This window comes from Cupriavidus sp. 2TAF22 (genome assembly GCF_052115045.1).
GTDB lineage: Bacteria > Pseudomonadota > Gammaproteobacteria > Burkholderiales > Burkholderiaceae > Cupriavidus.
This window is the reverse complement of sequence record NZ_JBFRFX010000021.1, coordinates 136,261-159,623: the sequence shown is the minus strand read 5'-3', so window position 1 is coordinate 159,623 and position 23,363 is coordinate 136,261. Positions and strand designations below refer to the sequence as shown.

Sequence of the window (23,363 nt, the reverse complement as noted above, 5' to 3'; positions counted from 1 at the left end):
GACACGGCGCCACCGTTGGTGCCGGACTATTCGAATCGAGGTGTGGAAATGAACAACGTACCAGTCATGTTCGATCTGAGCGGGAAGGCAGCATTTGTCGCCGGGGCTTCGAGCGGCATCGGGCTGCATGTCGCCCAGGTGCTCGCCGCGGCGGGCGCCGCCGTCGCCTTGGGGGCACGGCGTGCCGACCGGCTGCAGGACGCCGTGAAGGCGCTCGCCGGGCAGGGCCATCGAAGCTGCGCGGTGAACCTGGATGTCACCGTGCCCGAGACCATCGCGCCGGCATGGGCCGAAGCGCAGGCGGCGCTCGGACAGCCCATCGACATCCTCTTCAACAACGCCGGGATCATCTACATCGAGCGCTTTGTCGACCAGGACCCCGCCGAGGTGGCGCGCATCTTCGATACGAACCTGAAGGGCGCCTTCCTCGTGGCGCAGGAAGCTGCCCGCTCGATGGCCGCCCGCAAGACCGGCTCCATCATCAACGTGACCTCCTCGGCCGGGCTGCGCGCCAGCGGCCAGCTCGCCAGCTATGGTGCCTCCAAGGCCGGGCTGGTCCACCTCACGCACATCATGGCGCTCGAACTCGGTAGCCGCGGGGTCCGGGTCAATGCGCTCGCGCCCGGCAATTTCCGCACCGACATGCACGGCAAGTTCCAGGAACACGGCTTCGAGGAAGCCATCGGCAAGCGCATTCCCATGCGGCGCTTCGGCGAGATGGACGACCTCGACGGCATCACCTTGCTGCTGGCGTCGGATGCGAGCCGCTACATCACCGGTGCCGTCATCCCGGTCGACGGCGGCCAGACGCTCAGCTGGATGTGACCCCATAAAAAAACAAAGGAGACAAGCCATGCACCGTACGCAATTCCTCAGGGGCGCCGCCGGCGCGGCGGCACTCGCGCTCGCCGGCGCGCTGTGCCCCGCGCAAGCGCAGACCTATCCGCAGAAGCCGATCCGGATCATCGTGCCATTCGCCGCCGGCGGCGCCGCGGACATCGTCGCGCGCACGCTGGCCGAGAAGATGTCGCCGCGCCTTGGCCAGCCGGTCATCGTCGACAACCGCTCGGGCGGCTCGGGAACGATCGGCGTGGATGCGGTCGCCAAGTCGCCCGGCGATGGCTACACGCTCTCGCTCGCGCTGAGCTCGCAGCTGATGATCAACCAGTACCTGTTCAAGAAGCTGCCCTACGACTCGCAGAAGGACCTGGTCCTGGTCGCCAAGGTCGCGGACTCGCCCCTCGTGCTGCTGGTGAATGCCAACGTGCCGGCCAGCAATGGCGCGGAGCTGCGCAAATACCTGACGGCGAACAAGGGCAAGCTGTCGTACGGCTCATGGGGCATCGGCACAGTGGCGCACCTGACGGCCAGCCATCTGAGCGAGATCGTCGGCGCCGACATGACGCACGTGGCGTATCGCGGCGAAGTGCCGATGCTGCAGGACCTGGTCGGCGGCAACTTGCCGATGTCCTTCGCGACCACCGTGCAGGCGGGGCAATTCATCTCGGCCGGCCGCGTGAAGGCGATCGGCGTCACGGGCACCACGCGCATCGGTTCGCTGCCGAAGATCCCGACCCTGGTCGAGGCCGGCTTCGACGACCAGATCTTCCGCGCGGTGGGGTGGATCGGGCTGTCCGCGCCAGCGGCCACGCCGAAGGCGGTCGTCCAGCGTATCTCCGACGAAGTCCGGGCCGCGCTCAGCCTGCCCGATGTGCAGCAGCGCATCAAGGATCTTGGATGGGCGCCCAGCTACCTCGGTCCCGCGGATTTCGCCGCCACGTACCAGCGCGAGCTTCCGCTGTGGAAGGGCCTCGTGAAGCAATCCGGCGCAACGCTCGACTGATCCCGCCGCATGACCATGACCAGACACGAGACAGCCATGACGACAGCACAGCGCATCGCGCAGACCGTTCCCGCGCAAACCGCGGCACAGGAAATCAGCGAGTGGTTCTTCGACATCTACCTGCCCGCCTGGATCGGCATGGGTGCGAACCCCTCCGACAGCGTCGACGGCATCCTCGATTACTGGGGATACCCGCTGCATGCGGCCTCCGTCAACATGACCACTTGCCTGATGACCGGCGACGACGTCATCAGGCTGCTGCGGGCCAACCAGGACCCGCTGCAGGCGCAGCACTATACCCACACGACGATCCTCGACCGCAAGGTGGTCGGCTACAACAGCAACGCAGGCTCCATCGACGTGATCTGGTCCCGCCGCCGCGCGGACGAATCGGAGATCGAGCGGCGTGCCGTCCATTTCGAGATCCATCGCACCGCGCAGGGGTGGCGCATCCTCGCGCTCGCCAGCCTGCTGACCGACCGCGACGCGCTGGACGACATCTGGGAAACCGCTTAAGGAACACGACATGACATCGCAACCATCCGACATCGTTCTCTACGAACTGAAGCAGAACGTCGCCATCGTGACGCTCAACCGCGCGCCGCAGAACCGCCTGACGCGGCCCCTGTTCACGCAGCTCGACCAGGCGGTGCGCCGCGGCGTGCGCGAAGGCGCCCGCTGCATCCTGTTCCGGGGCAACGGCGACGACTTCTGCCAGGGCGGCGATTTCCGCGAATGGCCCGACCTGAAGACCCACGCCGAGCGGCGCGAGCGCTTTGGCTTCTCCAACGGCGTGCTGAACATGATCGAGTCGCTCTCGATCCCGACGGTGACGCAGGTGCACGGCCGCGCGTTCGGTGGCGGCTTCGAACTCGCCCTGCATACGGACATCATCATCGCCGCCGAATCCGCGCGCTTCCGCTTCTCCGAAGCCACGCTGGGCGTGGCGCCGCTGGCCGGCGGCGTGCAGCGCATCGCCGAGCGCGCCGGCCGCGCGGTGGCCAGCCGGCTGGTGATCCTGTCCGAGGAAATCGGCGCGGGCGAGGCCAAGGCCATGAACATCGTGGCCAGGGTCGTGCCGGACGCGGAACTGAGCGATGCCGCCTTCGACTGCGCGGCGAAGCTGGCCGCCGGCCCCACCCGCGCGCACGCCGTCACCAAGGCGATCCTCGCCGCGTGGTCGGCCGGTGGCGTGCGCGCGGCGGACGAAGCCATGATCGAACACGTCTCGGTGCTGTTGACGACGGACGACGTGCGGCGCGGCGTGGCGTCGGCCACCCAGGCCTTCGAGTCGGGTGCCGCGCGCCCCGCCATCGAATTCAGCGGGCAGTAGAGCGCCCTCCCCAGCCTTCCACAGCCTTCCCTAGGTTTCCCTAGCCTTCCCCCGGTCCAAGCCATGCACACCATGCAACCCGAAGAACACTATGTCCCGGTCGGGGACGACGTCAATCTCCACGCCTGGGTATTCCGCCCCGTCGCGGGCACCGGCCCGTTCCCCGCGATCACGATGGCCCACGGCTTCTCGGGCATCAAGTACCGCGGCCTGCAACAGTACGCCGAGCGCTTCGCCGCGGCGGGATTCATCGTCATCGTGCACGACCACCGCAACTTCGCGCTCAGCGGCGGCGCCGTGCGCGGCGATATCGATCCGTGGCAACAGATCGCGGACTGGCGGCGCGTCGTCTCGTACCTGGAATCCTTGCCTGGCGTCGACACATCGCGGATCGGCGTGTGGGGGACCAGCTACGCGGGCGGCCATGCCATCGTCCTGGGCGCCACCGATTCGCGCATCCGCACGGTCGTGGCACAGGTGCCGCTGATGAGCGGCTACGAACAGAGCCTGCGGCGCGTGTCCGCCGAGATACGGCCGGCGCAGCAGGCGCTGTTCAACGACGACGACCGCGCGCAGCTGCGCGGCGAGCCGCCCATGCGGCAGCGGGTGGTCAGCACCGATATGTCCGTGCGCGCGGCTTATCGCTCGCAGGACATGATCGATTTCCACGATGCATTCCACACGCCCGACGGCGTGGAAGACAGCGAGTACGTCACCATCCGCTCCACCCGCATGGCGCAGATGTACGAGCCCTGGCACTGGATCTCCCGCATCGCGCCCAAGCCGCTGCTGATGGTGGTGGCCGACAACGACGTGATCACGCCGACGGACCTCGCGCTCGCCGGCTACGAACGCGCGCTGGAACCCAAGCGGCTCAAGATGATCAAGGGCGGTCACTTCGACGCCTACCAGGGCGAGTTCGAGCACTCCAGCACCGCCGCGCGCGACTGGTTTGCCGAGCACTTGTCGCAACGATGATGTCCGGAGCGCCCATGGATCCCACTGCAATGACGCATCCGGAGGCGACGCAAGCCGGCGCCGGCAAGGGCCTGCTGGTCTTCGTGCACGGCTACCTCGACGGCCCCGAGACCTGGCAGCCGCTCCTTGCGGCGCTGCACCTGCCAGGATGGCGCCACCTTGTCGTCCGGCTGGCGGCGAGCGGCGACGCCTCGGCAAGCTCGCAGGCCCTGCTGGCAGCCTATGCGGCGCAGGTGGCCGCGGGTGTCGCCGCGTCCGGCCACCACGCCGGGCAACCGGTGGTGGTGATCGGCCACAGCATGGGCGGCCAGGTTGCCGAACTCGCGGCGGCGGGGGTGGCGGGCGGTGTCTCGGGCCTGGTACTCATCACGCCCGCGCCGCTGCGCGGCTACCCGCTTCCCCCGGCGGTGCTGGAGAAATTCCAGTCCCGCGCCGGCCTGACCGACCTGGCGCAGATCAGGGACGGCAAGCGCGCGTTGACGATCAATCCCGACGACGCCGCGCTGGATGTGCTCGCCGCCACCACCGCCAGGACCAGCCGCGCGTTCGCGCTGGAACAGCTGCGCGCCTGGAGCGGCGGGCATCCGGCCGGTGCCGATGCGTCGGCTGTCGGCTCCCCTGTCCTGACCATCACGACCGATGACAAGTTCTTCACCGCCGCCTTGCTGGAAGACGGGGCGAAGCGCTTCGCCAGCGCCACGATCGACCATGTGGCCGACGCCGGACACTGGCCCCAGGTAGAGCAGCCGGCACGGCTGGCCCGCTTCATCGAGCGCTTTATCGAACGCATCATCGAACGCCGCATTGCGCGCATCGGCCCGCAGTGACCACCGGGCAGCCTTGCACGCAAGTGCAGGCTCCCGGAGACCAACGACAAAAGCATGACGAGGAGACCAACGATGCCGGCCACGGACCAAGCGGACAATGCAGATACCGCACACGCACCGGACTACCAGTTGCTGATCAGGCAGCTCCTGCTATCGCCGCTCTCGTACGCGCCCGGGCAGGAGATCGTGTACCGGGACGCCGCGCGCTACACCTACCGCACGCTGGGCGAGCGCATCGGCCGCCTTGCCAGTGGCCTGGCTTCGCTGGGCGTCGGCTACGGCGACACAGTGGCCATCCTCGACTGGGACAGCCATCGCTACCTGGAATGCTTCTTTGCCGTGCCCATGATGGGCGCCGTGCTGCAGACGGTGAACGTACGGCTGAGCCCCGAGCACGTGCGCTACACGCTGGCGCACGCCGCGCCGAAGGTGATGCTGGTCCACCATGATTTCCTCGACCTGGTGCTCGGCATGCGCGACCAGCTCCCGTCGGTGGAGCATGTGGTCGTGATCGACGACGGGCATGCCGCTTCGCAGGCGCCTGCCTACGAGGCGCTGCTGGCCGCGTCCGCGCCGGACTTCGCGTTCCGGGATTTCAGCGAGAACACGCGTGCCACCGTCTTCTATACCAGCGGCACCACGGGGCTGCCCAAGGGCGTCTACTACACGCACCGCCAGATCGTGTTGCACACGCTGGCGGTCGTCGCCATGTTTGCCATGCCGGCGCAGCAGGGGCGCTTCCACCGCGGCGACGTCTACATGCCGATCACGCCGATGTTCCACGTGCACGCCTGGGGCATGCCCTACGCCGCCACCATGATGGGCGTGAAGCAGGTCTACCCGGGGCGCTACTCGGCCGACCAGCTATTGCAACTGCAGCAGCGCGAGGGCGTGACCTTCTCGCACTGCGTGCCGACCATCCTTCACATGCTGCTGGCAGAGGCGCAGAAGACGCAATCCGACCTGGCCGGCTGGAAGATCATCGTGGGCGGCGCCGCCTTGTCGAAGAGCCTCGCAGGCGCGGCGCTGGCGCGCGGCATCGACGTCTTCTGCGGCTACGGCATGTCCGAGACCTGCCCGTTCATCACCAGCGCCCAGGTCGACGAAGCCATGCTGGCGGGCGAACCGGCCGAGTGGCTGCCGGCGCGGCTGTCCGCCGGCCGGCCGCTGCCGCTGGTCGATCTCAGGCTTGCCGATCCGCAGATGGCCTTCCAGCCGCACGACGGCGAATCCGCCGGCGAGATCGTCTTGCGCGCACCGTGGCTCACGCCCGGCTACCTGGGCGACGACGACGCATCGCGCAAGCTGTGGACCGGCGGCTACCTGCACACCGGCGACATCGGCACGATCGACGCCGGCGGCTACCTGCGCATCAGCGACCGGCTCAAGGATGTCATCAAGACCGGCGGCGAATGGATCTCCTCCTACGCGGTGGAAGACTGCATCTGCCAGCACCCTTCGGTCAGCGAAGCGGCGGTGATCGGCGTGAGCGACGAGAAATGGGGCGAACGCCCGATGGCGCTGGTCGTGCTCAAGTCCCCCGCGGACGAGAGCGTGAGCGCCGATGCCATTCGCGCGCATCTGCACGCGTATGTGGCCAGCGGCACGATTTCCCGGTACGCGGTGCCGGAGCGATATCTCTTCGTTGCCAGCCTGCCGCGAACCAGCGTGGGGAAGTATGACAAGAAGGCCATGCGCGCCGCCCTGGCATGACGGCATGGCAAGCCCTGGCATCCGGCGCGTGGCGGCATCTATGCTATTTTGTGCGGCTGGACGGTGGTGACCGGCCTGGCGCACCAACCACCGGGCGGCGCGCACGCGCAACACCACGATTTTTCGGCTAGATGGGAACAGGACAAGATGGCAAGGCGCAACGAGACTTCCGCTGAACGAGAGCTTTCCACCGCGGAGGAACGTGAGGACGGCGAGGACGAAGCGTCCCCCGAAGGCGCGCAGGACCGCCACTTCGTGACCGCGCTGGCACGCGGGCTGGAAGTGCTCAGCGCCTTCCGCAGCGGCGACACCTTCCTGGCCAACCACGAGATCGCCGAGCGCTGCGGCCTGCCCAAGTCCACCGTCACGCGGCTGACCTACACGCTGACCAAGCTCGGCTACCTGCATGTGGTGCCGGACAGCGGCAAGTACCGCCTCGGCACCGCCACCGGCGCGCTGGGCAGCGCCATGCTCTCCAACCTGGACGTGCGCCAGGTCGCGCGCCCGTTCATGCAGCGCCTCGCGGTCGACACCGGCGCCGTGGTGGCCATGTCCACCCGCGACCGGCTTTCCATGCTCTACCTGGAATGCTGCCGCAGCACGTCCATCGTCACCCTCAGCCTCGACGTGGGATCGCGCATCGCGCTCGGCACCTCCGCCGCCGGCCGCGTGTACCTCGCCAGCCTGCCCGCCGGCGAGCGCGCCGAAGTCATGGAGCGCATCCGCGCACTGGATGAAGGCGCCTGGCCTGCCGTGGAGCACGGCATCGCCAGCGCGATGGAGGAATTGCGCACCACCGGCTGCGTCACCTCCCTCGGCGAATGGGTCAAGGAAGTCCACGGCATCGCCACCTCCTTCACCCCCGGACGCGGCCTGCCCGCGATGGCGATCAGCGTCGCCGGTCCGGCGCAGACGTTCTCGGCGCAGCGCATGCGCGAACAGGTAAGGCCGCTGCTGATCGAGACGGTTCGCGAAATCGAGCGCACCCTCGGGCAGCAGTTCGGGGCAAGGTAAGCGGCGCGCCGCCGCCGACGCTGACCGGGCGGCCGCGCCGATCAGCCCGGCACCTGGCATACCGATGCGTCATGGCTTCGCCGGCGCCTGCAGCGCCGAGCGCACCACAAACGTGAATTGCGCGACGCGCGGAAACGGCAAGAACGCGCGATCCGCGCCTGGTTTCGCGCCTGGTTTCGCGCCTGGTTTCGCGTCTGGTTCCGCGCCAGCAAGTGCGCAGGCGCCTACATCCCCTTGAACAGGTCGGCATAGAGCCGGCTCACGCCGACCTTGTCGTCGCTGCCGCGCAGGGTCAGCGTGATCTTGCCGGCATCGTCGCGCGTGGCGGTGACGATGGCGTCCGCGCGCACGATGGTGCCGCGGTGGACCTGCCAGAACACCTGCGGGTCCAGCCGCGCCTGCAACTCGCGCAGCGACAGGCGAATCCAGTGCTGGCCGCCGCCCGCGGTGACCACGCGCACGTATTTGTCGTCGGCCTCGAAGTAGAGCACCTCCGCGACGGGCACCATGGTGATGGTGCTGCCCGCGCTGGCCTGGATGACCTTGAGTGGCTGGCTGGATCCGGAAGCCGGCGCCAGCGGCGAGCCCGCGCCGAGCAGCGTGCGCAACTGTGCCAGCGTGGCGTCGGACGCGGGGCTCTGCGCGCGCTGCGCCAGCGCGGCCTGCAGGCGCGTGCATGCCTTGGCCAGCCGCTCGGGCTGCACGGGCTTGAGGATGTAGTCCGCCGCGGCCTGCTCGAAGGCGTGCAGCGCATAGTTGTCGAACGCGGTGACGAACACCACCAGCGGGAACGGCTTGCCCCCGGCAGGCCAGTCCTCGGCCAGGACCTGCGCGGCTTCCAGTCCGGACATGCCAGGCATGCGGATATCGAGGAAAAGCAGGTCCGGTTGCAGCGCCAGCGCCTGCGTCACGGCGGCGGCGCCGTCGCCCACGGTGGCGAGGATGCGCAGGTCCGGCCACAAGCGCGAGAGCTCGGCCCGCAGGTCGGCGGCGAGCAGGATTTCGTCTTCGGCGATGAGGGCGGTGGCTTGCATTGGGTATGACGTGGCGGCGGGAGCGTCGGGTCAGGAGAGCGGGATGCGTACGGTGGCCAGCGTGCCGCCATCGGCATCGCCGGCCTTGTCCAGGGTGAAGCTGGCCTGGGTGCCGAAGAGCTGGGCCAGCCGCTCGCGCACTTGCGCGGTGCCGAAGCAGGTGGCGTCCTTCGGCGGCGCCAGCGGCGACACGCGCAGGCCCATGCCGGTGTCGCGCACCGTCAGGACCAGCACATTGCCATCCCGGCGCGCGGCGAGCCGGATCACGCCACCTGCGAGCTTGGGCTCCAGCCCGTGCTTGATGGCGTTCTCCACCAGCGGCTGCAGCAGCAGCGGCGGCACCGGCAGGCCGGCGAGTTCGGGCGGCAGGTCCAGTTCGGTGCGCAGGCGCTCGCCCATGCGGACCTCCATCAGGCCGAGGTAGTCGGCCACGCGCGCGAACTCCGACGACAGCGGATGCGGACCGGAACGCGATGCCTCCAGCGTGGCGCGCAGGAACGCGATCAGCTGGTTGAGCATGTGCTGGGCGCGCTGCGGGTCCTGGCCGATCAGCGCGCGCAGGTTGCCCAGCGTGTTGAACAGCATGTGCGGCTCGAGCTGTGACTCCAGCAGCCGCAGCTGGTTCTCCGCCGCGCTGCGCAGCGCGGCCTGCTCGCGCGCGGCCATGGCGGCCATGCGGCCGCGCGTGTAGAAGAAGTAGCTGATGGCGGCGGCCAGCGCCATGACCACGGTGGTGCTGAGCGCGAGCGCGCGCGGGTTGCGTGCCAGCTCCGCCGGGCTGCCGTAGGAGCCGGTCAGCCAGCCGGCCACGGCACTGCCGCCGAAATAGCCCAGCACGCCGGACACCAGCACCCACGGGAACATCAGCCGGTAGTCCGGCCAGGCACGCCCGCCCGGGGCGCGCTCCGACTGCACGCCCAGGCGCAGCATGCCGTAGCGCCCGCCCTGGATAAGCGCCTGGATCAGCGCGGTGATGCAGATGGAATAGATCAGGTTGGTGCCGAACTGCTCGCGGTAAAGCGTGCTGAAGAACAGCGCGGCGCCGAATGCCACGGGCACGCCGATGCGCAGCTCGCGCAGGAACCAGTGCAAGGGGCGGCGTGGAATGGTGGCTTGCATGGAGAGGGAAACCGGTATCGAAGCGTTCAGCCGATGACGCCGGCCGCTGGCGTCTGCCTGGCCGCCCGCCACATCGCCAGGCCGCGTGCGAGGAAGATACCGCTAACCGCGCCGGAAGCAAAGCCGGCCGCCAGCGCGGCGCGCGGATCGGCCAGCCACGCCGCGTGCATGGCGTGGCCGGCGCCCAGGCCGAAGCGCATGGCGAACATGCACAGGATCAGCCCCAGCGGCACCCAGCTGCCGGGCACGTACAGCCGCCGCGCGGCATCCTCCCGGCGGATCCCGCCCCAGGCGCCGGCCATGTTGCACAGCACCAGCGCGGCGGCGGCGCCGGCGCTCCAGGCGGCCAGCGCGCCCGGCTGCCCCGGGAAGAAGCCGAGGGTCCCGACGAGCGAGACCACGGCCATGGCCCCAGGCATGGCGGCGCCGCGCAACAGGGTCATGCGGCGGGGCACGGCCTGCGCCCGGCCCAGCGCGACGAGTGCGGCCAGCAGGATCCAGACCCAGGCGGGCGTATGTTGGAGGAGATTGGCTGTCATGGCGGCGCTCCGGTGTATGAAGGCATGAAAGGCGTCGGGATGCGCCATGGTGCCGGGGCACGCCGCCGGCGGGGAGCCGCCCGTGACGGAATGCGGGTGCGCGTCGCCAGATGCGGGCGGCGCGGCGCGAGCCGTGGCGGGCAGCTTTCGCAACATGGGCGATTCCGGATACGATGGCGGCCAGCCACGCACGGTTTCCCGCGGTAGTACATCGAGCCAGAACATAAAACGAGGAAGACACGCATGCCCTTGCCCAGCCGCCCTGCCCCCGCTGCCTCCGCTGCCTCCACCCTGCGCCTTGCCGCCGCCGTCGCCTGTGGCGTCGCCGCGCTCGCGGCCGGCACGGCCCGCGCCGACATCCGCGTGGGCATCGACGTGTCCACCACCGGCCCGGCCGCCTCCATCGGCATCCCGTCCAAGAACACGGTGCTGATGTGGCCGCAGACGCTGGGCGGGCAGCGCGCGCAGTACGTGATCCTGGACGATGGCTCCGACCCGGCCGCGGCCGTGCGCAACGTGCGCAAGCTGATTTCCGAGGAAAAGGTCGACGTGGTGGTAGGCCCCAATATCACCCCCACGGCGATCGCCGCGCTGGACGCGGTGGCCGAAGGCGAGACGCCGATGGTGGCGCTGGCGGCATCGGCCGCCATCATCGAGCCGCAGTCGGACCCGAAGCGGCGCTGGGCCTTCAAGATGCCGCAGAACGATTCGCACATGGCCACGGTGCTGACCGAGTACATGAGCAACCACGGCGTGACGACGGTGGGCTTCATCGGCTTCAGTGACGCCTATGGCGAGAGCTGGTGGCGCGAGTTCTCCAGGCTGGCGGAACTGCGCAAGATCAAGGTGGTGGCCAGCGAGCGCTTCTCGCGCAACGATACCTCGGTGACCGGGCAGGTGCTCAAGCTGATGGCCGCCAATCCGGATGCGATCCTGGTCGCCGGCGCGGGCACGCCGTCGGTGCTGCCGCAGAAGACGCTGGCCGAGCGCGGCTACAAGGGCCGCGTGTACCAGACGCACGGCATCGCCACCTGGGATTTCCTGCGCATGGGCGGCAAGGACGTGGAAGGCACGCTGTTCCCCACCGGGCCGGTGGTGGTGGCGCGCCAGCTGCCGGACAGCCATCCGGTGAAGAAGGTGGCGCTGGATTTCCTGACGCGCTACGAGGCCAGATATGGCACCGACAGCATCACCCAGTTCGCCGGCGACGCCTGGGGCGCGTGGATGCTGCTCGACGATGCGGTGCGCCGCGCGGGCAAGGGCGGCGCGCAGCCGGGCACGAAGGCATTCCGCCATGCCATGCGCGATGCGCTGGAGAACACCACCAACCTGACCATTCCCAACGGCGTGATGAACATGAGCGAGAAGGACCACCAGGGCTTCGATCAGCGCTCGCGCGTGATGGGCGTGATCCGCAACGGCAAGTTTGCCTACGCGTCTGACAAGTAAGGATGTCCTGCCATGACCGATACAGTTTCCCGGCCCCCTGAATCCCTGACCCTCGGCTTTATCGGCCTGGGCGCCATGGGCACGCCGATGGTGCGCCACCTGATCGCCGCCGGCCACGGCGTGCGCGCCCTTGTGCGCCGCCCCGAGGCCGCCGATGCGGCGCGCGCGCTTGGCGCGGTGCCGTGCGCCACGCCGGCCGAGGCCGCGCGCGGCGCGGCGGTGGTGTTCACCAACGTGACCTCGTCCGAAGACGTGCGCGCGGTGCTGCTGGGCGAGCACGGCGTGATCGAGGGCGCGGCGCCGGGCACCGTCTGCGTGGACCACAGCACCATCTCGCCCATCGTCACGCGCGAGATCGCCGCGCGGCTGGCCGAGCGCGGCATCGAGGCGCTGGACTGCCCGGTGTCCGGCGGCACCGCCGGCGCGCAGGCGGCCAGCCTGACCATCATGGCGGGCGGCAAGGCCGAGGTGCTGGAGCGCGTGCGCCCGTTGCTGGCGCTGCTGGGCAAGACCATCACCCATATCGGCGACAGCGGCGCGGGCCAGGTGGCCAAGCTGTGCAACCAGATCGCGCAGGTGGTGAATATCGAAGGCATCGCCGAGGCCATGCGCTTCGCGCAGGCGCAGCAGGTCGACGGCACCCGCGTGCTGCAGGCCATGGCCACCGGCATGGCGGGCAGCCGCATGCTGGACCTGATGGGGCCGAAGATGGTGGCGCACGACTTCGCCGCCGGCATCGAAGCGCGCCTGCACGACAAGGATTTCGGGCTGGCGGCGGAGATCGCCGGGCAGCTCGGCCTGGCGCTGCCCGCCATGCAGGCCACCTCGCGCCAGCTCGCCACGCTGATGGAGAAGGGCTGGGGCAAGGACGATACGTCGTCCTTGCTACGCGTGCTGGAGGGCTGAGGACCGAAGGCCGGGAGGGCGGGCGGGCGGGCGGGCGGGCGGGCGGGCGGGCGGGCGGGAGAGAATTAAACGTTATCGTCGCGCGTCATGAAAGAAATCGACCGGACCTGGCATGGCGCTCTTTCGGCGCGCTCGCGGCCGACAATGGCGCAGCCGCCCGTGGGCGTTCGCTGGCCGCCGCAAGGATCCCGCAATGAAGACTTCCCATCCCGCCGCCAGGGCCGCGCAGGCCCTGGCCGCCGCCCTGCTCGCCAGCGCCTGCGCCCCGCCCGGACCGCCGCCGGTGGTGGCGGACGCGATCTGGCACAACGGGGCAGTCGTGACGATCGATGAGGCGATCCCCGCTGCCGAAGCGGTGGCGTCCAGGGGCGGCAAGATCCTGGCGGTGGGCTCCGCCGCCGAAATCATGCAGTACCGCGGCAGCGCCACGCGCATGAACGATCTCAACGGCGGCACGCTGATCCCCGGTTTTGTCGACGCGCACGGCCATGTCACCATGGTCGGCTTCCAGGCACAGAGCGCCAACCTGCTGCCGCCGCCCGACGGCCCGAATGCATCGATTGCCGAGCTGCAGAAGACGCTGCGCGACTTTCGCCGCCAGTCCCCGATGCCGGCGCACCTCAAGGTCCTGTTCGGCTTTGGCTATGACGACTCCCAGCTCAGGGAAAAGCGCCATCCGACCCGGCAGGACCTCGACGCCGTGGCCACCGACATGCCGGTCGCGCTGGTGCACCAGTCGGGCCATTTCGGCGCGCTCAACAGCCGCGCGCTGGAGATGGCCGGCATCAGCGCCGCGAGCAACGATCCCGACGGCGGCGTGATCCGCCGGCGCCCCGGCAGCCGCGAGCCGGACGGCGTGCTGGAGGAGAATGCCTTCTTCCTCGCGCTGGCCAGGCTGTTCCCCAGGCTTGGCGAAGCCGAGGCCATCGCCATGCTCGCTGCCGGCCAGAAGCTCTACGTCAGCCATGGCTACACCACGCTCCAGGACGGGCGCACCGCCCCGGCCCAGGTCAAGGCCACCATGGCCGCGGCGCAAAAAGGCGTGCTGCAGGCCGACGTGGTGTCCTACCCGGACATCCTGAAGCCCGGCGCGGAGGCCCTCATGCAGGCGCCCTTCTTCCATCCGGTGACGGAGCCGCCCCAGTACACCGGCCACTTCCGCATCGGCGGCGTCAAGCTGACGCTCGACGGCTCGCCGCAGGGCAAGACCGCGTGGCTGAGCCGGCCGTATTTCAAGGTGCCGGCCGGCAACAAGCCGGACTATGCCGGCTATGGCGTGGTGAAGGACGCCGGGGTCTTCGAGGTCTACGACAAGGCGCTGTCGCACCGCTGGCAGGTACTGACCCACGCCAACGGCGACCGCGCCATCGACCAGATGATCACCGCCATGCGCAAGGCCGAGCAGGCCAACCCCGGCGTGGACGTGCGGCCGGTGCTGGTCCACGGGCAGACGCTGCGCAAGGACCAGGTGCCGGAGCTGAAGGCGCTCGGCGTCTTCCCCTCGCTGTTCCCCATGCATACCTACTACTGGGGCGACTGGCACCGCCAGTCGGTGCTGGGACCGCAGCGCGCGGAGAATATCTCGCCGATGAAATGGGTGGTCGATGCCGGCATGCGGGTCAGCTCCCACCACGACGCCCCGGTGGCATTGCCCGATTCCATGCGCGTGCTCTCGGCCACGGTCAACCGCACTACGCGCAGCGGCTTCGTGCTTGGCGCGGGCCAGCGGCTCGATCCGCTGACCGCGCTCAAGAGCATGACGATCTGGGCCGCGTACCAGCACTTCGAGGAAAACACCAAGGGCAGCATCACGCCCGGCAAGCTGGCCGACTTTGCCGTGTTGTCGGCCAATCCGCTGAGCGTGCCGCGCGACACCCTGGCCAGCATCAAGGTGCTGCAGACCTTCAAGGAAGGCAATCTGATCTATGACCGTGCGCTGGCGCAACCGCCCGTGGCTTCGCGCCCCGCGGAATTCGCCATGCATGGCAACCCGGAGCTGGCGCCCGCGGCCGGCCTCGCCTACCCCGCGCAGGGCGATGGCGACCTGCCCGCGGCGCTGGAGGTGATTCTCGACCAGCTCTGGAGCGAACCCGCGAAAGGGAAGTAGCCGCACCCCGATGGCGAAGGTTTGCTGCCCTCTCCCCTGCGATGGGAGGGCGGCGGCAGCCATCTGGCATCGACGCGGCGCCGGCTGGCTCCCCATTCCCGCCTGCGGGGCCTCGGCAGATCAGGCGCCTCAGTCCACCCCGATCATGCGCCGCACTGCCCGCAGCAGCGGGCTGTCCCGCTCGGCGAAATCGTTCACCACGCTGAAATGGTGCTTGCCCGGCATCGGTAAATGCACGGCGCCCGGCACCGATGCATTGGCTGGCCAGGCGGCCCGCAGCAGCGCGCTCTGGCGTTGGTATTCGCCGGATTCCAGTTCGCCCACCGCGGTCACCAGCGGCGCCGCCGTGGCCGGCAGCAGGCGGGCCGGCGACATGCGCGCCACGTCCTGCTCCGACAGGCACAGGTTGGCCAGGAACGGCGCGCGGCGCAGCGGCTCCAGTTCGTGCACGCCGCTGACCGACACCGCGCCCTTGACCAGGTCGGCAGGCAGGTCGGCGCCAAGGCCCGGCCAGTGCGTGGCGAGCATCATCGCCGCCATGTTGCCGCCCACCGAATGCCCCGCGACGAAGATGCGGGACCGGTCGTGCCCGAGCCGCTCCGACTGCCGGTACAGCCAGGCCACGCTGCGCGCCGCCTGCAGCAGGATGGCAGGCACCGCCACCGCCGGTGCCAGCGAGTAGCCGACCACCGCCACCGAGACGCCGCAGCCCGGCAGCGCATTGGCTACGAGGCTATGGTCGCGCTTGTCCAGCGCGCGCCAGTAGCCGCCATGCAGGAACACCAGCAGCGGCGGCGCATGGCCGGCATGGCCGGCATTGCCCGCGTTGCCCTTCGATGCGGCGGCGTGCGCCGGGAAATAGTCCAGCCGCTCGGCCGCTGCGTTCGGGCCGGGCGGGGCATCGGCATAGCTCAGATCTTCGAGCCAGCCGTCGCGCTCGCGCACCTGCCGCGACAGCTCGGCCCACTGGGCCATGTAGGCGGCGTTGTCCGGCACCATGGCCCGGTTGTTGTACTCGCGTTCGAAAAAGGCGGGATCCTGCGACGGCAGCTCTGCGAGGCTGGCGAGGGACGAAGGGTTGGACATAGGTCTCCGGGACGATTGGACCGAGGCCGCCTCTTGTTGTCTTGGCGTAGCGGCCTGCGGGGGAAGAATTTGCCTGCACCGCACGCGCCGGGCAGATCCGGGACGATCCCGGTAGCCCGGCGGGCGCTGCGGCGGCAATAATGCTATCCGAGTTCGCAGGCGGCGTTCCAGCCGGAAGATTCCCGGAATCGGACGGAGACATCCGCCAGTTGCGGCCAGTTGTGGCCGCTTGCGCCTATCCCTCCAGCCACGCCCCGTTCATGGTCGTCAAACGCCATCTGCGCGCCGGTCAGGACCACCAGCAAGGTCCGCCCGCCGGCGCCCCTGCCGCCGCCGCGCCATGCCCCCTGTGCGGACGGCCGCTGGCACCCGGCCCCAGCATCGACCTGCACCACCTCGTGCCACGCAGCCAGGGTGGACGCGACGCCGTGGCCATGCACCGCGTCTGCCACCAGAAGATCCACTCCGTATTCACCGAGGCCGAACTTGCCCGTACTTACCATGACTGGGACCGCCTGCGCGCCCACCCCGCCATGGCCGACTTCATCCGCTGGATCGCCCGCAAGCCGCCCGAATACTACGACCGCAGCCGCGCCACCCGGAGCAGGCGCGGCGACTAGGCTTGCCCGCCGCCCGGCGTCCGGTTGTGGGCGCGCGGGATTTGCGGCATAATTCCCGGCTCAGTGCGCCGCTGGCAAGCCGGTTTCCGGTCCAGGCCGCCGGCATCCACTCCGCCCGGGTGGTGAAACAGGTAGACGCAGGGGACTCAAAATCCCCCGCCGCAAGGCGTGTCGGTTCGAGTCCGACCCCGGGCACCAGATCCAACGAAAAACCCGCAGTGCTTTCGAGCACGGCGGGTTTTTTGTTTTGCGGCGCCGGGCGGCGGCACCGGGGCAGGCCGGCTCCCTTCATGCGCAAGGCACCGGTCGCAGCGGCGCGGCCGCCAGGCCTTGCCCCGCACCTGTCATCGCTTCGCCGGCGCCGCCATCCACGGCACCGCATTGAGCAGTGCGAATACGGCAAAGGCCAGCACCAGCACCGCGCACAGCGCCGCCAGGCTGCTGCCGAAGACTTGCACCACCAGGCTGCTGCCCAGCGCGATCACGACCACCCGGCCGATGCCGGCGATCACGGACCAGCGCATCCGCTTCGCCCCTTGCGAGGCGAAATACAGGGCCAGCCCGCAGCCAAGCAGGCCATAGGCCGGCGCCACGATCCTGAGATACGTGGTGCCGGTGGCGACCGCCTCCGCATCCGTCGAGAACAGGTGCAGCCATGCGGTGGGAAACACGGCCGCGGCCAGCCCGACGACTTCGGTGGCCAGCGCGGCGATACAGGCGCCCTTCCAGGCAACCTCGCGCGCCCGCTCCAGTTGCCCGGCGCCCGTGTTCATGCCGATCATCGCCACCATGCCAGAGCCGACCCCGAACACGATCGGGATCTGCAGGTATTCGATGCGGATGCCCAGGCCAAAGCCGGCCAGCTCCCTCGTGCCCATGGCGGCGACGAATGCCGTCGCCAGCGTGACCGCCAGGTTGGCCGTCGTATTGTTCAGTGCGGCGGCGCCGCCCACGCCAAGGATCTCGGCGAACTGCGACCAGCGAAGCCGGTGCCTGAAACTCAGGCGGAAGCCGCCCCTGCCGCGCAGCAGGCTCCACATGAGCACGACCGTGCCGATGACGTAGTACGCCACAAGTGCCAGCCCCGCGCCCGCGATGCCCATGGCGGGGATCGGGCCAAAGCCGAAAATGAATGCCGGCGACAACACCAGCAGGATGAATACGCCGCCGGTCAGTACTGCCGCCGGCAGCTTCATGTTGCCGGTGCCGCGCAGCACGCTTGCCAGCGTGTTGAGCAGCCAGAGGAAGATCGCGCCCGCGAAGATGGCGTTCGAGTAGGTAAGGGCTGCCTTCAGCGCTTCGCCTCGTCCGCCCATCATCGTATAGATCTGCGCTCCGCCGAGGACCACGACCAGCGTCGACACCAGTCCCAGCACCAGTGCGATCACCACGGCGTGCAGGGCGAGCGACTGCGCGTCTTGCTGGCGCCCTGCGCCGAGCGCGCGCGCAATGGCCGACGAGATGCCGCCGCCGATCCCGCCCGCCGACATCATCTGCACCAGCATGACCAGCGGGAAGACCAGCGCGGCACCGGCCAGCGCCTCCACGCCCAGCCGGCCCACATAGTAGCTTTCAAGGAAATTGGCCGTGGCCTGCGCCAGCATCACCACGACGTTGGGCGCGGCGAGGCGCAACAGCGTGGGCAGGACCGGCGCCCGCAGCATCAGCTCGGTCCGTTGCCGGGCGGCACTGGCGCCGGCCGGCGGGGCCGGGATGGCGGGGCTTGCGGCAGCAGTGGCTTGTGCGAGACGATCATTCATGGGTATTGTCCGGGAACCGTGCATTGCGTCGAGCCCGGGCGCAGGCGAATTCCTCTAGAATTCCCGGCTTGGGGGCAGCCTGTCCCTGCCACTCCGGCCACCCCTGCGGGTATTGCCGGGATGTTTTAATTACAGGCATATGCCACTATATGGATGGTGCCCGCCGCTGTCAACAAGACGGCCTGCCGGCGTTTTCCCTTGGGCGCCGTCAAGCGCACTCTGCGCCACAACTCGATTTCCACCTCCGCGAACGGGCCTGACCTCACCATGAATTCCCCTGCACCGAGCGAGCCGATCTGCAACAACGCCGCACTGCGCCGGGCCGCGCGCCGGCTGGGCCAGCTCTACGACGACGTGCTGGCACCGAGCGGCCTGCGCGCCACGCAGCACGCGCTGCTATCCCAGATCGACCGCGCCGACCGTCCCACCATGCGGGCCCTGGCCGATGCGCTGGTGATGGACCTTTCCGCGCTCGGACATACGCTCAAGCCGCTGGCGCGCGATGGCTATGTCGAACTGGTGCCCGACGAGAATGACCGGCGCAGCCGCCGCGTCAGCCTGACGACGAGCGGCAAGAGCAAGCTGAAGGAGTCGCGGGCGCTATGGAGCGAAGCGCAGGCGCGCTTCGAAGCCTCGCTGGGCCAGGCCGAAGCCAGCGCGCTGCGCGGCGTACTCAACCGCATCGCTTCCCCGGCCTTTGCGTCGGGATTCACGGAGCCCGGCGCCAGCGCCGGCAAGACAGGCCGAACGCCGGCCTGAGCCACACCGCTGCCCGCGCCTCGCGGCAAGCGCCCCCGGCCCGCGGCTGCTCCACGCCCCCTGATCCACGCATGCGCGACCTACGCGCCGGGCGATGCCGCGATGCGCCCGCCATCCATCGGCCGGCAGGAATGCGCTGATCCCTGCGCCCCACGCGGCACATCGACGCCGCTTAAATCACAAACAAAAGCTTTCAGCACGCGCGCCAAGTGACGGCAGGGATAATGGCCCACGCCGATCCCGTGCCGCCGGCCGGCGAGGCCGGGCCCGGCGAATATCCGTGCCGCGCGCAGCCTTGCGCGGGCGCCCCATGGACCAGTGATCCCTCCGCACGGCTGGCCGCCTCATGGAAACCATCGTCCGTCTGCTCGCAACGCAACCCGAGATCGCCCTGTTCCTGGCGCTGGCCGTGGGTCACGCCGTGGGTGCGGTCAAGGTGGGCCCGTTCCAGCTCGGCGGCATCTGCGGCACCTTGATTGCCGCGCTGGTGATCGGCCAGAGCGGCGCGCGGCTCGAGGCCGACGTGCGCAACGTGTTCTTCGCGCTGTTCATCTTCGCGCTGGGCTTCACCGGTGGTCCGCAGTTCTTTGCCAACGTGGCGCGCAGCTGGCGCATCGGCCTGCTCTCGCTGGTGGAGGTGGCCTCGGTGCTGGCGCTGATGTCGCTGGCGGTGGTGGTGCTGAACCTCGACCAGGGCACCGCGGCCGGGCTGCTGGCCGGTGCGGCGACGGAGTCGGCGGTGATCGGCACGGCCTCGGAAGCCATTGCCCGGCTGGGCCTCTCCGCCGACCGCGTGCGCGAGCTGCAGACCAATATCGTCACGGCGTACAGCGTCACCTACCTGTTCGGGCTGATCACGATCGTGCTATTCACCAGCCAGGTCGCACCGTGGCTGATGCGCATCGACCTGCGCGAGGCGGCCGCCGCGCTGTGGCGCAAGCTCGGTGGCGAAGGCGACATGGGCGCGCGCCAGTACGCCGCGCTGCCGGCGCTGGTGGGCCGCCTGCTGTCGGTGCGCGACGCGGCCGGGCGCACGGTGCTGCAGGCCGAACAGGCAGTATCGCTGGGCGTGACGATCCGGCGCATCCGCCGCAACGGCGTGACCTTCAAGCCCGCGCCCGAAGAAGTCCTGCATATCGGCGACGTGGTGCTGGCCTATGGCCGGCGCGAGGCGATGGTGCGCTTCGTGCAGGAAACCGGCACCGAGATCCTCGACACGGCCGGCGACGCGGACATGGACACGGTGGTGCAGGTGGAGCAGGACGTGCTGCTCGCGCGCCGCGAGATCAGTGGCCTGACGCTGGCCGCGCTGCGCCGCATGGCCGACGTGGGCCTGGGCCGCGGCGTCTATGTCGACGGCATCAGCCGCGTCGGCCGCCCGATTCCGCCCCTGCCCAACACGGTGCTGGAGCGCGGCGACGTGCTGAGCCTGAGCGGCCCGTCCGAGGCGGTGGAGCRCGTGGTGCCGGAGCTGGGCTACCGCGTGGTGCCCACCATCAAGACCGATTTCGTGTTCCTCGGCATTGGCGTGCTGCTGGGGATCCTGATCGGCAAGCTGGACGTGCAGCTGGGCAGCGTGGACCTGACGCTGGGCACCGGCGGCGGCTGCCTGGTCTCGGGCCTGGCGTTCGGCTGGCTGCGCGCGCGCATGCCGCTGATCGGCTCCCTGCCCTCGCCGGCCGCGGAGATCCTGAAGGACTTCGGCCTCGCCACCTTCATTGCGGCGGTGGGCCTGTCGGCCGGACCGGACGCGATCAAGCTGGTGAAGACCTATGGCCTGGCGCTGCCGGTGGCGGGCGTGCTGATTTCGCTGGTCCCGGCGACGCTGTCGCTGCTGATCGGCCGCTGGCTGAAGATCGAGGCGCCGATCCTGCTCGGCGCGGTGGCGGGCCAGCAATGCAGCACGCCGGCCATCATGGCGCTGACCAGCGCGGCGGGCAACAGCACGCCGGTGATCGGCTACACCATCACCTATGCGATCTCCAATGTGCTGCTGCCGCTGATGGGACCGATCGCGGTGGCGGTGGCCGGCTCGCTGGCGCATTGAAGACCGCGCCGGCCGGGCAAGTGCGCGCCGCGGCGGGCCCGACCGATTTCTCACGCAGCAGGAGCAAGGCATGGAGTGGTTGCACGGCATCTTCCAGAAGTCTCCCGAAGCGGCGTTGTTCCTGTCGCTGGCCATCGGCTACGCAATCGGCAAGATCACCTTCGGGCGCTTCCAGCTGGGCGGCGTGGCCGGCTCGCTGCTGGCGGCGGTGGTCATCAGCCAGGTGGGCGTGGAGATCGACAACGGCGTGAAGGCGGTGATGTTCGCCGTGTTCATCTATGCCGTGGGCTACGAGAGCGGGCCGCAGTTCTTCAACTCGCTCAACCGCAGCTCGCTGCGCGAGATCGCCATGGCGATCTTCATGGCGGTGGTGGGCCTGGCCACGGTGGTGATCCTGGCCAAGCTGTTCCACCTCGACAAGGGCCTGGCCGCCGGGCTGGCTGCCGGCGGCATGACGCAGTCGGCCATCATCGGCACCGCGGGCGACGCCATCACCAAGCTCGGGCTGTCGGCCGAAGAGGTGAAGGTGCTGCAGTCCAACGTGGCGATCGGCTATGCGGTGACCTATGTGTTCGGCTCGCTGGGCGCGATCATCGTGTGCGTAAACATCCTGCCGCGCTTCATGAAGACGGACCTGAAGACCGACGCCAAGAAGGTGGAGGCGGCCATGCACGGTGGCGTGGCGCAGTTCGGCCCCGGCCAGCGCGGCGCGCTGCCGCGCCTGGTGGGGCGCGTGTTCCGCGTGACCGGCGCGGCTGGCAAGACGGTGGCGCAGATCGAGACCAAGGGCGAGGACCTGGTCACGGTGGAAAAGGTGATGCGCGCGGGCAAGGCGGTCGAGGTCACGCAGGAGCTGGTGCTGCAGCCCGGCGACCTGGTCCTGATGGTGGGACGGCGCGACGCCATGGTGCCCACTGCGCTGGTGGTCGGCGAGGAGGTGGCCGAGCCCGAGGGCATGGGCGTGGTGATGCAGACGCGGCGCGCTGTGTTTACCCACAAGGACATGAACAACAAGTCCATCGCGCAGATCATCGGCATGGTGGAGCGCGAACAGCGGCACGGCGTGTATATCGAGCATATCGAGCGCTATGACCACCCGCTGCCGATCCTGCCCGAGCTGAAGCTGCAGCACGGCGACATCATCACCTTCTACGGCACCCCGGCCGACACCGCGCGCGCGGCCAGGACGGCGGGCTATGAACTGGTGCCGAGCGAGAAGACGGACTTCGTCTACTTCGGCGCCGGCGTGCTGGTAGGCCTGCTGATCGGCCTGCTGGTGTGGCGGGTGGGTTCGATCCCGCTGACGCTGGGCTCCGGCGGCGGCGCGCTGCTCTCCGGGCTGGTGTTCGGCTGGGCGCGTTCCAAGCATCCCATGTACGGCGCCATGCCGACCGCGGCCTGCCAGCTGCTCAAGGATTTCGGGCTGGCGGCCTTCGTCGCCATCGTGGGCATCAACTCCGGGCTGCAGGCAGTGACCACGCTCAAGCAAAGCGGGCTGACGATCTTCCTGCTGGGCGCGGTGGTGACGCTGCTGCCGCTGTTCCTGACCATGCTGTTCGGCCGCTACGTGCTCAAGTACGACAACGCGGCGCTGCTGGCGGGCGCGCTGTCGGGCTCGCGCAGCGCCAACCCGGCCTTCGGCGGCATCCTCGACAAGGCCGAAAGCCCGGTGCCGACGGTGCCCTTCGCCATCACCTATGCGCTGGCCAACGTGCTGCTGACGCTGCTGGGGCCGCTGGTGGTGGGCCTGGTGTAGCGCGCCGGCCTTCGCGTTCTTTCCTGTTGCCTGTTGCCTGTCGCCCGTCTCCCCTCTTCCGTTTCCGTTTCCGTTTCCGGTTCTCGGTTTCCGGTTCTCGGTTTCCGGTTCTCGGTTTCCGGTTCTCCGTTTCCGGTTTTCTGTTTCCGGACCAGTGCGGCCGGCGCGACGGCGCCGTCCCGGCCTGGCCCCTCGCCAACAAGCCTTTCCGTGGAGCAAGTCATGACCAAACCTGACCTTTCGCGCCACCCGTCCGGACGCGTGTCGCTGGCCAATCTCAACGAGTCGGACTACGTCAAGATCGGCCGCTCGATCCGCAAGCTGTTCGAGGAGTACGTAGAACAGTACAACAAGGCCACCGGCAACAAGGCGAACAAGGACGTGACGAAGAAGTAGGCCTGCGCTGACCCGCATGGCGCGCGGCGCGACGGCGGCGGAAGTGTCCGCATCCTCGCGCCGCACGGCTCTGGTAT

20 protein-coding genes, 1 tRNA gene and 1 pseudogene are annotated in these 23,363 nt (G+C 69.3%); 17 read left to right on the top strand and 5 right to left on the bottom strand.

The genetic code is table 11. The annotated features are described in order from the left end of the window. Window positions 1-48 precede the first annotated feature (48 nt). The 8 genes from AB4Z48_RS24295 to AB4Z48_RS24260 all read left to right on the top strand — a co-directional run bounded on the left by AB4Z48_RS24295 (window position 49) and on the right by AB4Z48_RS24260 (window position 7,708). Window positions 49-825, top strand: a complete 777-nt coding sequence (locus AB4Z48_RS24295) for an SDR family NAD(P)-dependent oxidoreductase (protein WP_441618658.1) — start codon at window positions 49-51, stop codon at window positions 823-825. Between the two features lie 28 nt (window positions 826-853). Further along, window positions 854-1,843, top strand: a complete 990-nt coding sequence (locus AB4Z48_RS24290; RefSeq protein ID WP_441618656.1) for a Bug family tripartite tricarboxylate transporter substrate binding protein — start codon at window positions 854-856, stop codon at window positions 1,841-1,843. A 36-nt stretch (window positions 1,844-1,879) separates the two neighbouring features. Then, on the top strand, window positions 1,880-2,359 hold the full coding sequence (locus AB4Z48_RS24285) for a DUF6841 family protein (protein WP_441618654.1): 480 nt from the start codon (window positions 1,880-1,882) through the stop codon (window positions 2,357-2,359). A gap of 10 nt (window positions 2,360-2,369) precedes the next feature. Then, window positions 2,370-3,176, top strand: a complete 807-nt coding sequence (locus AB4Z48_RS24280; RefSeq protein ID WP_441618653.1) for an enoyl-CoA hydratase/isomerase family protein — start codon at window positions 2,370-2,372, stop codon at window positions 3,174-3,176. Between the two features lie 63 nt (window positions 3,177-3,239). Continuing rightward, on the top strand, window positions 3,240-4,154 hold the full coding sequence (locus tag AB4Z48_RS24275; RefSeq protein ID WP_441618651.1) for an alpha/beta hydrolase: 915 nt from the start codon (window positions 3,240-3,242) through the stop codon (window positions 4,152-4,154). Between the two features lie 14 nt (window positions 4,155-4,168). Then, window positions 4,169-4,981 (top strand): alpha/beta fold hydrolase, encoded by an 813-nt coding sequence (locus tag AB4Z48_RS24270; RefSeq protein ID WP_441618649.1) that lies wholly within the window; start codon window positions 4,169-4,171, stop codon window positions 4,979-4,981. Window positions 4,982-5,053: 72 nt separating this feature from the next. Then, window positions 5,054-6,694, top strand: coding sequence for a fatty acid--CoA ligase (locus AB4Z48_RS24265; protein ID WP_441618648.1), 1,641 nt, complete (start codon window positions 5,054-5,056; stop codon window positions 6,692-6,694). A gap of 147 nt (window positions 6,695-6,841) precedes the next feature. Further along, entirely contained in the window at window positions 6,842-7,708 is an 867-nt protein-coding gene (locus AB4Z48_RS24260; protein ID WP_441618646.1) for an IclR family transcriptional regulator, read from the top strand. A gap of 224 nt (window positions 7,709-7,932) precedes the next feature. Here AB4Z48_RS24260 and AB4Z48_RS24255 read toward each other — a convergent pair whose 3' ends face one another. Genes AB4Z48_RS24255 through AB4Z48_RS24245 form a run of 3 tightly spaced genes read right to left on the bottom strand, consistent with a single transcriptional unit; the run spans window position 7,933 to window position 10,400 of the window. After that, entirely contained in the window at window positions 7,933-8,742 is an 810-nt protein-coding gene (locus AB4Z48_RS24255; protein ID WP_441618644.1) for a LytR/AlgR family response regulator transcription factor, read from the bottom strand. 30 nt (window positions 8,743-8,772) lie between these two features. After that, window positions 8,773-9,861, bottom strand: a complete 1,089-nt coding sequence (locus tag AB4Z48_RS24250; protein WP_441618642.1) for a sensor histidine kinase — start codon at window positions 9,859-9,861, stop codon at window positions 8,773-8,775. Between the two features lie 26 nt (window positions 9,862-9,887). Then, window positions 9,888-10,400, bottom strand: a complete 513-nt coding sequence (locus AB4Z48_RS24245; RefSeq protein ID WP_441618640.1) for a DUF6622 family protein — start codon at window positions 10,398-10,400, stop codon at window positions 9,888-9,890. Between the two features lie 243 nt (window positions 10,401-10,643). On the opposite strand from AB4Z48_RS24245, the gene AB4Z48_RS24240 reads away from it, so the two are divergent. From AB4Z48_RS24240 to AB4Z48_RS24230, 3 genes are all read left to right on the top strand, one after another. Further along, complete coding sequence (locus AB4Z48_RS24240) at window positions 10,644-11,849, top strand: ABC transporter substrate-binding protein (protein WP_441618638.1); 1,206 nt, start codon at window positions 10,644-10,646, stop codon at window positions 11,847-11,849. Window positions 11,850-11,861: 12 nt separating this feature from the next. Further along, entirely contained in the window at window positions 11,862-12,755 is an 894-nt protein-coding gene (locus AB4Z48_RS24235; RefSeq protein ID WP_441618636.1) for an NAD(P)-dependent oxidoreductase, read from the top strand. Between the two features lie 193 nt (window positions 12,756-12,948). Then, window positions 12,949-14,862: an amidohydrolase gene (locus AB4Z48_RS24230; protein WP_441618634.1), complete on the top strand. Its 1,914-nt coding sequence runs from the start codon at window positions 12,949-12,951 to the stop codon at window positions 14,860-14,862. Between the two features lie 129 nt (window positions 14,863-14,991). Here the strand turns inward: AB4Z48_RS24230 and AB4Z48_RS24225 are convergent, their stop codons facing one another. Further along, window positions 14,992-15,948, bottom strand: a complete 957-nt coding sequence (locus tag AB4Z48_RS24225; RefSeq protein ID WP_441618632.1) for an alpha/beta hydrolase — start codon at window positions 15,946-15,948, stop codon at window positions 14,992-14,994. A 260-nt stretch (window positions 15,949-16,208) separates the two neighbouring features. Here AB4Z48_RS24225 and AB4Z48_RS24220 point away from each other — a divergent pair, with 260 nt between their 5' ends. Further along, on the top strand, window positions 16,209-16,568 hold the full coding sequence (locus AB4Z48_RS24220) for an HNH endonuclease (RefSeq protein WP_441618630.1): 360 nt from the start codon (window positions 16,209-16,211) through the stop codon (window positions 16,566-16,568). Window positions 16,569-16,681: 113 nt separating this feature from the next. Continuing rightward, a tRNA-Leu gene (locus AB4Z48_RS24215) sits at window positions 16,682-16,766 on the top strand. Between the two features lie 146 nt (window positions 16,767-16,912). On the opposite strand, the gene AB4Z48_RS24210 is transcribed toward AB4Z48_RS24215, so the two are convergent. After that, window positions 16,913-18,328 (bottom strand): MATE family efflux transporter, encoded by a 1,416-nt coding sequence (locus AB4Z48_RS24210; protein ID WP_441618628.1) that lies wholly within the window; start codon window positions 18,326-18,328, stop codon window positions 16,913-16,915. 267 nt (window positions 18,329-18,595) lie between these two features. On the opposite strand from AB4Z48_RS24210, the gene AB4Z48_RS24205 reads away from it, so the two are divergent. The 4 genes and pseudogenes from AB4Z48_RS24205 to AB4Z48_RS24190 all read left to right on the top strand — a co-directional run. Next, window positions 18,596-19,087, top strand: a complete 492-nt coding sequence (locus AB4Z48_RS24205) for a MarR family winged helix-turn-helix transcriptional regulator (protein ID WP_441618626.1) — start codon at window positions 18,596-18,598, stop codon at window positions 19,085-19,087. Between the two features lie 346 nt (window positions 19,088-19,433). Beyond that, window positions 19,434-21,134 (top strand): aspartate-alanine antiporter, encoded by a 1,701-nt coding sequence (gene aspT / locus AB4Z48_RS24200; RefSeq protein ID WP_441618624.1) that lies wholly within the window; start codon window positions 19,434-19,436, stop codon window positions 21,132-21,134. Between the two features lie 70 nt (window positions 21,135-21,204). Further along, entirely contained in the window at window positions 21,205-22,890 is a 1,686-nt protein-coding gene (gene aspT / locus AB4Z48_RS24195; RefSeq protein ID WP_441618622.1) for an aspartate-alanine antiporter, read from the top strand. A gap of 240 nt (window positions 22,891-23,130) precedes the next feature. Further along, window positions 23,131-23,286: pseudogene (locus AB4Z48_RS24190) on the top strand (bifunctional aspartate transaminase/aspartate 4-decarboxylase); the annotation flags it as partial. Window positions 23,287-23,363 lie beyond the last annotated feature (77 nt).